At 37.0% G+C, this 13,710-nt stretch carries 12 protein-coding genes; 7 read left to right on the forward strand and 5 right to left on the reverse strand.

Going from position 1 to position 13,710, the window contains the following annotated elements; all coding sequences use genetic code 11:
• Nucleotides 1-42 precede the first annotated feature (42 nt).
• Genes ugpA through ACFIK2_RS00815 form a run of 3 tightly spaced genes read left to right on the forward strand, consistent with a single transcriptional unit; the run spans nt 43 to nt 2,838 of the window.
• Nucleotides 43-927, forward strand: coding sequence for a sn-glycerol-3-phosphate ABC transporter permease UgpA (gene ugpA, locus ACFIK2_RS00805; RefSeq protein ID WP_375621175.1), 885 nt, complete (start codon nt 43-45; stop codon nt 925-927).
• 10 nt (nt 928-937) lie between these two features.
• On the forward strand, nt 938-1,789 hold the full coding sequence (gene ugpE, locus ACFIK2_RS00810; RefSeq protein ID WP_375633937.1) for a sn-glycerol-3-phosphate ABC transporter permease UgpE: 852 nt from the start codon (nt 938-940) through the stop codon (nt 1,787-1,789).
• Nucleotides 1,790-1,791: 2 nt separating this feature from the next.
• Nucleotides 1,792-2,838, forward strand: a complete 1,047-nt coding sequence (locus ACFIK2_RS00815) for a sn-glycerol-3-phosphate import ATP-binding protein UgpC (protein ID WP_375634596.1) — start codon at nt 1,792-1,794, stop codon at nt 2,836-2,838.
• 1,934 nt (nt 2,839-4,772) lie between these two features.
• On the opposite strand, the gene ACFIK2_RS00820 is transcribed toward ACFIK2_RS00815, so the two are convergent.
• From ACFIK2_RS00820 to ACFIK2_RS00830, 3 genes are read right to left on the reverse strand one after another with little or no spacing between them, the layout of a single operon-like run.
• Nucleotides 4,773-5,690 (reverse strand): metal ABC transporter solute-binding protein, Zn/Mn family, encoded by a 918-nt coding sequence (locus ACFIK2_RS00820; RefSeq protein ID WP_375634595.1) that lies wholly within the window; start codon nt 5,688-5,690, stop codon nt 4,773-4,775.
• Between the two features lie 10 nt (nt 5,691-5,700).
• Nucleotides 5,701-6,570: a metal ABC transporter permease gene (locus tag ACFIK2_RS00825; protein ID WP_375618061.1), complete on the reverse strand. Its 870-nt coding sequence runs from the start codon at nt 6,568-6,570 to the stop codon at nt 5,701-5,703.
• Nucleotides 6,571-6,579: 9 nt separating this feature from the next.
• Nucleotides 6,580-7,329, reverse strand: coding sequence for an ABC transporter ATP-binding protein (locus tag ACFIK2_RS00830; RefSeq protein ID WP_375634594.1), 750 nt, complete (start codon nt 7,327-7,329; stop codon nt 6,580-6,582).
• A 680-nt stretch (nt 7,330-8,009) separates the two neighbouring features.
• On the opposite strand from ACFIK2_RS00830, the gene nrdH reads away from it, so the two are divergent.
• From nrdH to nrdF, 4 genes are read left to right on the forward strand one after another with little or no spacing between them, the layout of a single operon-like run.
• Nucleotides 8,010-8,234 carry a glutaredoxin-like protein NrdH gene (nrdH, locus tag ACFIK2_RS00835; RefSeq protein ID WP_005774163.1) on the forward strand — a complete coding sequence of 75 codons (225 nt, stop codon included), beginning with the start codon at nt 8,010-8,012 and terminating at the stop codon, nt 8,232-8,234.
• Nucleotides 8,234-8,632: a class Ib ribonucleoside-diphosphate reductase assembly flavoprotein NrdI gene (gene nrdI / locus ACFIK2_RS00840; protein ID WP_375618059.1), complete on the forward strand. Its 399-nt coding sequence runs from the start codon at nt 8,234-8,236 to the stop codon at nt 8,630-8,632. Before nrdH ends, nrdI begins: the two co-directional genes overlap by 1 nt.
• Complete coding sequence (nrdE, locus tag ACFIK2_RS00845) at nt 8,614-10,764, forward strand: class 1b ribonucleoside-diphosphate reductase subunit alpha (protein ID WP_375618058.1); 2,151 nt, start codon at nt 8,614-8,616, stop codon at nt 10,762-10,764. The genes nrdI and nrdE overlap by 19 nt, the downstream gene beginning before the upstream one ends.
• Before the next feature lie 11 nt (nt 10,765-10,775).
• Nucleotides 10,776-11,750 carry a class 1b ribonucleoside-diphosphate reductase subunit beta gene (gene nrdF, locus ACFIK2_RS00850; protein ID WP_273722534.1) on the forward strand — a complete coding sequence of 325 codons (975 nt, stop codon included), beginning with the start codon at nt 10,776-10,778 and terminating at the stop codon, nt 11,748-11,750.
• Here the strand turns inward: nrdF and prmC are convergent.
• Nucleotides 11,747-12,613, reverse strand: coding sequence for a peptide chain release factor N(5)-glutamine methyltransferase (gene prmC / locus ACFIK2_RS00855; RefSeq protein ID WP_375634593.1), 867 nt, complete (start codon nt 12,611-12,613; stop codon nt 11,747-11,749). The genes nrdF and prmC overlap by 4 nt on opposite strands.
• Nucleotides 12,610-13,686 (reverse strand): peptide chain release factor 1, encoded by a 1,077-nt coding sequence (gene prfA, locus ACFIK2_RS00860; RefSeq protein WP_375627655.1) that lies wholly within the window; start codon nt 13,684-13,686, stop codon nt 12,610-12,612. The genes prmC and prfA overlap by 4 nt, the downstream gene beginning before the upstream one ends.
• Between the last annotated feature and the right edge of the window lie 24 nt (nt 13,687-13,710).

A 13,710-nucleotide genomic window follows, 5' to 3' on the forward strand; every position in this document is an offset into this window, starting at 1 on the left:
TGTTTACTTTTTTAAAGTCTCTACATTTAAAGAGCCCTACGAATGCAAGAAAAACATGCATATTTTAAAAATAGTCTACTTTCTTACGGACTGCTTTTTCCTCAGCTTCTTGTGACTTTTTTGTTTTTCTTTTGGCCTGCTGCTCAAGCAATAAAATCATCTTTTGAGCGTGAAGACCCTTTTGGCTTTACAACAACCTTTATTGGTTTTGAGAATTATCTAACCGTTCTTTCTGATCCTACATATCGGCAATCGCTTCTTACAACCGCAGTATTTTCCATCTCAGTTACTGTCGCTTCAATGACAATATCACTTCTCTTAGCTGTCTGTGTTGATCGTGTCATCCGTGCAAAAAAGGCTTATACAATGCTTTTGCTCTGGCCCTATGCTGTTGCTCCAGTATTGGCAGGTATATTGTGGCTGTTTATCTTTCATCCCACCATCGGAATTATCCCTTTTTTTCTCGAGAAAATAGGGGTGCTATGGAATTATCGTATTAATGGCACTCAAGCAATGATTCTTATTGTCATTGCGGCTAGTTGGAAACAAATTTCTTACAATTTTCTCTTTTTTCTTACAGGTCTTCAGTCTGTTCCGCGTTCTCAAATAGAAGCAGCCGCCATTGATGGTGCTGGTCCCTTTAAACGATTTTGGACAGTGGTTTTCCCGCAAATTTCACCAACGACGTTTTTCCTTCTTATTGTCAATGTCAATTATGTTATGTTTGATACTTTTGGTATTATTGATAATACAACTTCTGGAGGTCCTGCGCGTGCAACGAGCATCCTCGTCTATAAAGTATATGACGATGGCTTTAGAAATCAAATAATCGGTGCATCAGCAGCACAATCAACAATATTGATGTTGATGGTTATTGTCTTAACGTTTATCCAGTTTCGCTGGATTGAGCGCCGTGTACAATATTAGGAAACAAATTATGGTTGAAAATCGCCCTGTTTTGAAATTTCTAACCCATATTACTCTTATTGTTGGTATTATCATTATTTGCTTTCCAGTTTATGTTGCTATCATTGCATCAACTCATAGTTCAGCAGCATTTAACTCAGGAACACTTCCTCTTTTGCCTGGGAAATATGCTCTGGAAAATTATAAAACAATCTTTGGTGATGGCCTTGCACAGCTGGGTTTGCCCAACCTCTGGCCACTCTTAATGAATTCATTCATTATGGCTCTTGGGATTAGCGTTGGAAAAATTATTATTTCACTTTTGTCTGCTTATGCAATTATTTACATGCGCTTTCCCTTCCGAAAAACTGCTTTTGTTCTTATTTTTGTTACATTGATGCTCCCTGTCGAAGTTCGTATTCTTCCAACCTATGAGATTGTTGCGAAATTGGGGATGGTTAACACCTATAGTGGAATGATTATTCCACTTATTGCATCTGCAACCGCTACATTTTTATTTCGCCAGTTTTTTTTGACTGTTCCAGATGAACTCTTAGAGGCGGCACGTGTTGATGGTGCAGGTCCAGTTAAATTTTTTAAGGATATTCTTCTTCCTCTTAGTAAAAGCAATATCGCTGCTTTATTTATCATTATGTTCATTTATGGATGGATACAATATCTCTGGCCTCTTATCATCACAACGGATCAAAATCATCAAACGATCCTTATTATTTTAAAACAGCTTATTGTCGAATCACTTCAACATGATCCTCAATGGAATATACTCATGGCAGTATCGGTTGTTGCCATGGTTCCCCCTGTTCTTGTTGTTATCTTCATGCAGCGGCTTTTTATCAAAGGCCTTATTGAAACGGAGAAGTAATTGTGGCCATAATCCAGTTATCAAATATAAAAAAACAGTATGACAACGGCATTCTGGTCATTGATGATTTAAATTTAACTGTTGCCGATAAAGAACTTCTTGTTCTTGTCGGTCCTTCAGGGTGCGGAAAATCGACCTTATTACGTATTATAGCAGGACTTGAACAAGTTACTTCAGGTGAATTATGCATTGATAACGAATGTATCAATGATCGTGAACCAGCTGATCGTGATATCGCTATGGTTTTTCAAAATTATGCCCTTTATCCCCATATGACAGTTCGTGGAAACTTAGAATATGGTCTTAAAAATCGTAAAACTCCTAAAGAAGAAATTAAAAAACGTATCGCACATGCTGCAAAGCTTTTGGAGATAGAACCATTTCTTGATCGTAAACCACGACAATTATCAGGAGGACAACGTCAGCGTGTTGCAATGGGGCGTGTGATTGTACGTCAACCCCGTGTTTTTCTCTTTGATGAACCTCTTTCAAATCTTGATGCAAAATTACGGGCGCAAATGTGTATTGAAATAAAAACACTACAGCGTTCATTAGGAACAACGAGCCTCTATGTTACCCATGATCAACTAGAAGCTATGACATTAGCTGATAGAATAGTCGTTTTGAATAAAGGAGCTATCGAGCAAATTGGAACACCAATGGAAATTTACGATACTCCAGCAACAACATTTGTTGCTGATTTTATTGGTTCTCCTCCTATGAATTTTCTTGATCGCCATGTCTTAGAACAACATTTAGGGCATTCATTTTCTTATGGCGAAGAAACTGATCTTTTGGCATTCAGACCTGAAATAATCTTATTGGGACAACATCCAGATAAAGGGCCTGTCTTTCACACAAAAATTGAGCTTATCAAGCTTATTGGAACAGGTTGCCATGTTTTAACGCGTTGGAATGGTATCATCTTTACGATTGAAATAAAAGAACGCTTGACACAAGACTATGGTCAAAAACTAAGTTTCACAGTTGCTCATCAGAATTTTCATACTTTTAATAAAAACACAGGAAAGCGCACAAATAATAAGTAAGCATTACTTGATGTGACACGACTCTCTTTTATGCTGCGTCATGATAATGTTGTGTTTTGACTTTCTCGATTACATTTACAAACTCAGGTTGTAACCGATGGGATTAAAAACAAAATTTTAACAGTTTTGGTAATGATCCATTGTCCCATGGCGCTGAGAATGTCAAAACATTTATATGAAGAAATTTTGCATTTTCACGGTCTGTAAGAAGAATATAATTTTCAAACATCATTTTCATTATAAAAAAATATCAATATAGAATAAATCTTTATTAACCATATTTTTACTCATTTATAATTTTGTTATAAAAAAAACATATTATAATATGTTTCTTGATGTAATAATTTATGTGTATTATAAAAGTAAATGAGAGAAATAGAGAGAAAAAATGAGTCACAGATAAGGGAGGATGCGCCCCATATCTTGGCTTTGACCCCTAACATAAGAAGTCTACTTGATCCACAAAATACGACGCTGTTTTAAATAGTCTGTACGAAAATAGGCGCATTCTATTTTACCGCTGGCCATATGATCTAAAATGGTTTCAGAGCTCCTATAAGAAGCATTTGTTTTTTCTACCAATCACATAAATTAGAGAGAAACCTATGCGCGCATGCTGCAAGTTTATTTTTTTCTCATGTAAATCACTATGCAATTCTCAGCGAGGGTATCTGATAAGTTGCAAAAAAATCACTGAGAGATAGAAGGCGTGCTTGTTTTAGAATTTTCATTACTTTTAACGATAAAAGCAGATGAAACACATCTGTAACATCTCATCGATCTTTTCTATATTCTTGAGTTAAAAATTGCCTATAGATCATCCTCAAACAGATCTTTATGAATATAGCATAAGGGATCGATGCGAACACCTATAAGAATCAGCAGAGACAAAGACAGTTATATTATTGTTTTACAAAGCATTTTATAAAAGCTGGTATATTTTTTCAATATATTACCAGTCTATTAATGGTTTTATGATATTACTTTCTTATAAAGCGCGTGCTTTTTGTTGCTTATAAATCAACCTAAACTTTATACAGCAGTATGTTTGAGACAAATATGAAGACGGTTCAGTGCTGTATTCAGTTTTGTATGCCAGAGTAGAATAAGCTTATCTGCTTGTGTAATTTTTAAAATGAGGAGACAGCTTAATTTAGGGGGGGGAATATGAAAGCATCAAGATAAAAAATAGATTCTGTCTTTAGCATCATCTTTTAATTTAGTATTGCAATTTTCAAAAACATCTGAGCCAGTGTCTCTTACATAATGGCGATTAAGCATTGCCGAACACATTTTTTTACGTTCTTTGAATAGAATTGCATCTCTCATACAAAACAGAATACCTAAACAGAAGGCTATTGGGTTGCCAATTTACGCACTTTTTTTAAAAAATATCTTGCAAGGTTGTTCCAACTATTTATTCACGCAGTCGTTTATAAGTAGTATAACATAAAATCCATTGTGTATCGCCATCTTTATGCTTATAAAAATGCAAGCTGGGGCCATCATCATACTCTCTTTCAGTCTCCAACATTGCAACAATTATTGTGTTGAGACTCTTCATAAGAGGCATTTTTTCTTCAAGTGGTTTTTATTCATACACTAATTCTACTTGCATGTTATAAATGAAGTTGGATAGATAAAAATACTTTAAGAAAAAGACACCAAATTCTTCTTATGAATCGTTTCAAGTGTCGAGAGTTATTGTAAAAGAAGCATTGAAAAATAGAATGCTACTGCTGACAGTTTGGGCACCATGAGGCAATAAATCCACTTACTTTATCTATCTTAGAATCTATAGAGTATAAATTTCTCTGTAAAAGTAACTTTATTTCATATCAATGTTATCAATTATAGCTGTTGGAGCATCATTAGTAACATAATCATAGACCTACGATTTTATGAACTCTTTTTTATCTCTTTTATAGAAGATCTTAATGTTTTGTGATAGCATCAATGATGGTATTCACATTGTGTTCCATCATATCGAGATAAGTTGCTGCAGGGCCATTTTTGTTTGACAATGCATCAGAATAAAGTGTTCCACCAATTGTTAAACCTGTTTCTTTTGCAATCTGTTTTATGAGACGGGGATTAGAGATATTTTCAACGAATAGGGCAGTTGCTTTATTCGCTTTAATTTGTTTTATAAGTTTAGCAACATCGGCTGCGGTTGCTTCAGTTTCTGTTGAAGCACTTTGAGGGGCAAGGATAGTAAAACCATATTCCTTGGCAAAATAGCCAAAGGCATCATGAGATGTGATAATGATACGTTTATCTTTAGGAATGGTAGAAATTTTTGTTTTCAGGGTATCTTGTGCTATTTTAAGTTTTTGGATGTAGGTTTCGGCATTTTTTTTGTAGCTGGTGCAGGATTGTGGATCGATTTTACAAAAAGCAGCAGCGATATTTTTCACATAGATTTTGACATTGGGAATTGTTTGCCAAGCGTGTGGATCAATAACGCTATGGTGGTGATGGGCATTATGTTCTTGATTTTTCATTTTGAGAGAGGGAATGTTAGCGCTAACTTCGACAAGAAGTGCTTTTGTACCGCTTGCTGTAATGAGGCGATCAATGAATCCTTCTAAATGAAGCCCGTTGATGAAAATAATTTGAGCATTTCTAAGCGCTTGAGCATCATGGGGGGTAGGTTCATAAGTGTGGGTATTCGCATTTGGACCTACAAAAGTAGTCATAGAGATATGGTGGTCTCCTACATTTTTTACGAGATCTGCGAGAATAGAAAAGCTCGCAACAACTTTGATTTTATTGTGTGCAGAAGCAGAAAATGGAGAAAGGGCAAGCAATAAGGCTCCAAGAATAACAAATTTTTGAGCAAACTTAGGCACATTTTTTTCCTTAAAGTGAGGAGGTATAAAAGAGGTGGGGAAACCATGTTACAATAAAGCCACGTGGACTTATCAAACAGGAAACGAGATAAATAAATCCTGCGGCAATGATGATAGCAGGGCCGGAGGGAAGTGAAAGATGAAAAGAAAGCAGGAGACCACATACGCTAGAAATGATTCCAAAAAGAGTGGAAAGCGCGCAAATAGGGACTAGCCGTGAAAACCAAAAACGGGCTGTAATGGCTGGAATCATCATAATACCAACGGAAAGTAATGTTCCTAGTGATTGAAAGCCTCCAACCAGATTCAACACCACAAGTCCAAGCAATGAAATATGAATATATTTACTCAATGGAGAGAGTGATTTAAAAAAGAGGGGGTCAAAGCTTTCTAAAACGAGTGCACGCCAAAAAATACAAAGGCTGCATAGTGTAATCAGCATTATAGTAGCGATTAACCAAAGGGCTTGTGCATCAAGTGCAAGAACCGATCCGAATAAGAGATGAAGCAGCTCAATTGTTGAGTCTTTCAGTGAGATAATAATAACACCTGCCGCGAGTGCAATAAGATAAAAGACGGTCATGGATGCATCTTCTTTCTGAAAGCTGTTTCGTGAAATCAAAATGGTTGCTAAAGCAACAATAAGACCAGCGAAGATGCCACCAAGTGTCATAGATATGAGGGAAAAACCACAAATCAGAAAAGCAGTTGCAACACCAGGAAGAATGGCATGAGAAATAGCATCTCCTGTCAAGCTCATTCCACGGAGCATCAAAAACACACCAACAGGACAAGCGCTAATAGACAGAAAAATAGAACCGATAAGGGCGTTTTGCATAAATTGGAAATCAACAAAGGGGGCAAGAAAAAATGCATACACGTCTTATACCTAAGTAAGAAAGAGAGGATCATTGATGGGAAGATTTTGTTTTTGTGCGCTAATAGGGAAAGAATTGGATGTGAGAGGTGGCATAACGTGATGAATGGTGTTGTTTAAAAACTGTGTTGTTTCTCCATAAAAGGCGTTTTGTTGATCAATTTGAATCATTTGGGGGAAAAATTCTTGCACGATGAGAGGATTATGGAGTGCTGTGAGAATTGTGCGTCCTTGCTGTTGCCAGTATGTGATCAGTGCAAGAAGGTCTTTTTGGGTATTATGATCTACACCATTGAAAGGTTCATCAAGTAAAATAATATTGGCATCTTGTATAATGATACGTGCAAAAAGAGCGCGTTGCAATTGCCCGCCTGATAATGTTTCAAGCGAACGGGATGCGAGTTCTGTAAGCCCAACCATTTTAAGAGCATTTTGAATCTTAGAATCATAAGGGCGCTGATTCTTCCATAATCCACAAAAAGACCACAGTCCTGTTTTTACAAGCGTTTTCACATCAATTGGAAATGTTTGATCTATATTACATTGCTGAGCAAGATAAGCAATGCAGCTTTTTTTTGGTTTTGTAATTTTTCCTTTAAGAGGTTTAATCAATCCGGCGATAGCTTTTAGCAGTGTCGATTTTCCAGCGCCATTATCACCTGTTATTGCAACCAATGAACCAGCTTTTAATTTTGCTGAAAAGTTCTTTATTGCTATTCTATTCCTATAGCCTAATGTTGTCTTATTGAAGTGCAGATCCATATTTTTTACCATCGTTGCTTATTATTTTGGAAACTATGTAATAATATAACGTTTGTCAACAAAATGTTATATTATTACATAGTTTTGAGTACTGAAAATTTTAGTGGGAAGATCGTGGAAAATTAAAAATAATAATTGAATTCACCTTGACGAAAGAGAGAGAGTATATACTATATATAGTATCAAAATGATTGGTGATTCTAAATAAGCACAAGAGAGGGTGTTAGTGTGTTTCGTTTGGTATCTAAGTTATTTCCATTATTGTAAAGAGTTTATTGGCCAAAGGTATAGCAGTATTTTTACTGAAGGGTCTCTTTTGGAGGGATTTCCTTTCGTTTTTGTAATTGATTTTTGCCGTAAAAGAGCAAACAGAGCTCTTGAAAAACGGTAGTTTAGAACATTAGTTTTTTAGACAGCAGGAGGGAATTGTAATGCAAGCAAAAGATTGTTTTATAACTAGGGGGCTTTGCCATTTAAGTTGTAGAATAATCGCTTATTCTCATCATAGTTTTTGAAGTTATTTGATGAGGAATTCTGTTATGTTCAGGAAGCTGTGTATTATTTGAAAATAATCACATGTTTTGCGTACAATTTCTGTTTTTTGTTATTCTTGAGTACCTATAAAATTATTAGATTGACCTTTCAGGGTTGATTGTTTGGAATTGTGAAAGTTGAAGAAAATGTCGATCACTATTTATAGCAAACCATCTTGTGTCCAATGTGATGCTACACGCCGCGCTTTTGATGCAAAAGGCATTCATTATCGTGTTGTTGATATTTCCTGTGATGAACAAGCATACAGTTTTGTTCAATCTCTGGGGTATCGTCAGGTTCCTGTCGTTGTTTGTGGTGAAAATCATTGGTCTGGTTTTAGACCAGATATGATTAGTGGTCTTTGTGCTTAATGGGGCTTATTGTTTATTATTCGAGTGCAACGGGTAATACAGAACATTTTGTCTCGCAGCTTGGTCAACGACTCTTCAAAATTGATAAAAGAAAGCCTTCTGCATTGGTTGGTGAACCTTATGTATTGGTTGTTCCTACATATGCAGATGGTGAAGGAAGAGGGGCCGTGCCGAAAGCCGTTGTCCAGTTTCTTAATGAAGCTGAGAACCGAAAATTAATTTGTGGTGTTATTGGCGGTGGGAATCGTAATTTTGGTCGCTATTATAATTTAGCAAGTAAAATTATTGCTGAAAAATGTTGTGTACCTTGCCTTTATCGTTTTGAGCTGCGTGGAACTGATGAAGACGTTATTTATGTAAAAAAGGGATTGGAAAGATTTTGGAAACAATTAGCATAGGACAATCGCAGAAATCGGATCAGATTACTGATTATCATGCGTTGAATGCAATGCTTAATCTTTATGATGAAAATGGTCATATTCAATTTGATATGGATCGGCTTGCTGCGCGGCAATATTTTCTTCAGCATGTTAATCAAAATACAGTTTTTTTTCATAACCTGAAGGAAAAAATAGATTACTTAATAGAAGAAGGTTATTATGAAAAAGCTTTATTTGAGCTTTATGATTTTTCTTTTATTAAAAAGCTTTTTAAACGTGCTTACGCATTTAAGTTTCGTTTTCCTACCTTTTTAGGCGCATTTAAGTATTATACCAGCTATACACTGAAGACTTTTGATGGAAAACGTTATCTTGAACGTTATGAAGATCGTGTCTGTCTTGTAGCTTTATATTTGGCACAAGGGAATAAAGCTCTTGCTGAAAGTTTTGTGGATGAAATTATTACAGGACGTTTTCAACCGGCAACACCGACATTTTTAAATGCTGGGAAAAAACAACGAGGTGAATTGGTTTCGTGTTTTTTGCTACGTGTTGAAGATAATATGGAATCGATAGGTCGTTCGGTTAATTCGGCTTTGCAGCTTTCAAAACGTGGTGGAGGTGTAGCGCTTTGTTTAACGAATTTGCGGGAAGCTGGGGCGCCAATTAAGCAAATAGAAAATCAGTCCTCAGGTGTTTTACCGGTGATGAAACTCTTGGAAGATTCTTTTTCTTACGCCAATCAGCTTGGGGCACGACAGGGGGCTGGAGCTGTTTATTTGCATGCTCATCATTTAGATATTATGAAGTTTTTGGATACAAAGCGTGAAAATGCTGATGAAAAAGTTAGAATCAAAACGCTTTCGCTTGGTGTCGTTATTCCTGATATTACTTTTGAGCTTGCACGGAATAATGAGGATATGTATCTCTTCTCATCGTATGACATCGAGCGTGTGACAGGTAAGCCCTTTAGCGATATTTCTTTAACGGAGCATTATCGTTCTTTTGTTGATAATGCAAAGATTCGTAAAAAGAAAATAAGTGCACGCGTTTTTTTCCAGACATTAGCGGAAATTCAATTCGAGTCGGGTTATCCCTATATTTTATTTGAGGATACTGCTAATCGATCGAATCCGATAGCTGGGCGCATAAGTATGAGCAATTTATGTTCAGAAATTTTGCAGGTGAGTGAGGCGAGTGAACTGGAGACAGATTTAACTTATCGCACGATTGGAAGTGATATATCCTGTAATCTTGGATCCATGAATATTGCCAAAGCAATGGAAAGTCCTGATTTTGGACAGACCGTGGAATCTGCTGTTCGTGCTCTGACTGCTGTTTCGGATATGAGCAATATTGCTTGTGTGCCTTCCATTGCGAAAGGCAATGCTGAAAGTCATGCGATTGGTTTGGGACAAATGAATTTGCATGGGTTTCTAGCGCGTGAGCAGATCTATTATGGGTCTCCAGAAGCGATTGATTTTACCAATATCTATTTTTATATTGTGACATATCACGCCATACGGGCTTCCAATTTAATTGCGCACGAACGTCAAGAAATGTTTGCAGGGTTTGAAAAATCAGCTTATGCAGATGGACGTTTTTTCGAAAAATATATTGAAAAAGAATGGAAACCGCAATTTCCACTTGTGCAAGAGCTTTTTGCACGGAATAATATTGTTATTCCAGATCAAAAGGATTGGCAGGAACTCAAAAAATTAGTTATTGAGTATGGGCTTTATAACCGCAATTTGCAGGCAGTTCCACCTACGGGATCTATTTCCTATATTAATCATGCCACTTCTTCCATTCATCCAATTGCTTCAAAAATTGAAATTCGCAAAGAGGGAAAAATTGGGCGCGTTTATTATCCTGCTCCTTATATGGATAATACGAATTTGAATTTTTACCAAGATGCTTATGAGATTGGTCCTGAAAAAATTATAGATACCTATGCTGCTGCAACACAGCATGTTGATCAAGGTCTTTCATTAACATTATTTTTTCCTGATACAGCGACCACACGTGATATTAACCGCGCACAAATTTATGCTTGGAAAAAGGGAATCAAGAGTATTTACTATGTACGATTACGGCAAGTAGCATTAAGTGGAACAGAAGTTGATGGCTGTGTTTCGTGCAGTTTATAGGAGATCATCATATGACAAAGATTACAACCAAAAATCCTGTTGTGTGCGCTGTTAATTGGAATAGATTACATGATGAGAAAGATCTTGAAGTATGGAACCGCTTAACTGGGAATTTTTGGTTACCTGAGAAGGTTCCACTTTCCAATGACATTCCTTCATGGTCAAGCTTAACGGATGAAGAACGTAAGCTAACGATTCGTGTTTTTACAGGACTAACGCTTCTCGATACAATTCAAAACACTGTAGGAGCCATTTCGCTTCTGGCTGATGCGATAACGGAGCATGAGGAGGCAGTTTTGACGAATATTGCTTTTATGGAAGCTGTTCATGCACGTTCTTATTCCTCTATTTTTTCAACCCTTTGTTCGACGGTAGAAGTTGATGATGCGTTTAGATGGTCAGAAGAAAATATTCATTTGCAGAAAAAGGCTAGATTAGTACTTGAGCGTTATGAAGCAAATGATCCACTTAAGAAAAAAATTGCTTCGACTTTGCTGGAAAGCTTTTTATTTTATTCTGGTTTTTATTTGCCCATGTATTGGGCCAGTCGCGCTAAGTTGACCAATACAGCAGACCTCATTCGACTAATCATTCGTGATGAAGCAGTCCATGGTTATTATATAGGTTATAAATTCCAATTGGGCTTTGCAAAGCTTGATGAAGCCAAAAGACAAGAAATTAAAGATTTTGCTTTTAACCTGCTCTTTGATCTTTATAACATCGAGTGCAAATATACTGAAGATCTTTATGATGCGCTTGGATTGACAGAAGATGTTAAAATTTTTCTTCATTATAATGCTAACAAGGCTTTAATGAATTTAGGTTTTGAAGCTCTTTTCCCCCCTGAGGTTTGTCGTGTTAATCCCGCTATTTTGGCGGCTTTATCACCAAACTCTGACGAAAATCATGACTTTTTTTCAGGAGCAGGTTCTTCTTATGTCATTGGCAAGGCTGTTGCTACTACGGATGATGATTGGGAATTTTAATGTTTGCATGCAAATAGAAGTGCGCGGGGTATTCCACTTAGATCTTTGCGCACTTCTAAACATTGAAAACCATTTTTTTCAAACAAATTGCAGGCTTCATTTTCTTGAGAGAAACCAATTTCAACAGCGACATAGCCGTTTTCTTTTAAGTAATTGGCTGCTTCATGGGCGAGTTTTCGATAAAAATCAAGTCCATCTTCCCCTCCTATCAGAGCGCGCAATGGGTCATGTAAGCGCACTTCTTTTGCAAGTTTTTTGATATCTTTTGCGGGAATATAAGGTGGATTGGAAACAATAAAATCAAAGCGATCTGTGACAGAATCAAACCAGTCGCTAAGAAGAGGTGTGAAGCGGTGTGCTACTTCAGCATTTTTTGCATTTTTTTTCGCTGTTTTAAGGGCATCTTCAGAAATATCGACTGCCACCGCATAGGATTGGGGAATTTGTTTAAGGAGTGCAATAGCAATGGCGCCACTTCCTGTTCCCATATCAAGGAATGTTGTTCTTCTCGAATTTTCGACCTGTTTTTGGAGAAAAGGGAGAACAAGATCTATCAGCGTTTCTGTATCAGGACGAGGTTCTAACGTCTCTTGAGACAATGTAAAAGATATACCATAAAATTCTCGTACTCCTATAATACGGTAAACGGGTTCGCCTGCAATACGCCGTTGTAAAGCCTGTTCTATTTGTATAATATGCTCAGAAGATAGATGCATATCTGGTTTAGAAATTCTTTCAGCAGCATTTATTCCTGTTATCCATTCAACGAGTATTTTCGCATCGAGATCGGCTTCAGCAATCCCTTTCGTGCGCAATTTTTCTTGCATTTGTTGGATAACATTCTTGAAAGAATATTTGCTCAATTATTATCCATTTCCATTAGCAGTGTTGTTTGATGATCTGAGATGAGTGCATGAAGAAGTTCATCAAGATCTCCCTCTAGAATGCGATCAAGCTTATACAAGGTTAAATTAATACGGTGATCCGTGACACGTCCTTGTGGAAAATTATAGGTACGAATACGTTCTGAGCGATCACCAGAACCAACTTGGCTTTTACGAGAAGCTGAACGTTCACTTTCCGCTTTTTGTCGTTCGATATCGAATAAGCGTGCCCGTAAAATTTGAAGGGCTCGTGCTCGGTTCTGATGTTGTGATTTTTCTGCTTGTACGACCATAATTCCTGTTGGAATATGCGTGATACGAACAGCTGAATCCGTTGTATTAACATGCTGTCCTCCTGCTCCGGATGCACGCATTGTGTCGATACGAATATCTTCAGGACGAATATCAATATCAATATCTTCAGCTTCTGGAAGCACAGCAACGGTAGCAGCAGATGTATGGATACGCCCACCTGTCTCTGTTTCAGGGATGCGTTGCACACGATGAACCCCCGATTCATATTTCAATTTAGAAAAGACACCTTTTCCTGAAATGCTAGCAATAATCTCTTTATATCCGCCAACTTCCCCCTCACTAAGTGAAATAACTTCTACTTTCCAATGGTGAGCATGGGCATAACGTTCATACATGCGGAAAAGATCACCGGAAAAAAGTGCTGCTTCTGAGCCACCCGTTCCTGCTCGAATTTCAACAATAGCGTTTTTTTCATCAGCAACATCTTTAGGCAATAACAGAATTTGGAGTTCTTTTTCAAATTGCTCCACTTTTTTATATAACGATGGTAGCTCTTCTTGGGCAAGATTACGCATCTCTATATCTGTTTGTTTATCGTTGATAATCGTTTCTAATTCTGTAATCTCTTCGTAAAGAGCATTTAATGCGCGTATAGAGGTAATAACGGGTTGTAGTTCTGCATATTCAGAAGCTAATTTGACATATGTTTCAGCATTTGGATTCGTCGTCATTTGGCTTTCAATTATTTCAAAGCGTTTTTCAAGCTGTCTCATACGATCTTGTGGCAAAGAAACCATGATAATATTGGCCTAATTTTTCAT

This window comes from Bartonella sp. AP88XZML (genome assembly GCF_042195565.1).
Classification (GTDB): Bacteria; Pseudomonadota; Alphaproteobacteria; order Rhizobiales; family Rhizobiaceae; genus Bartonella.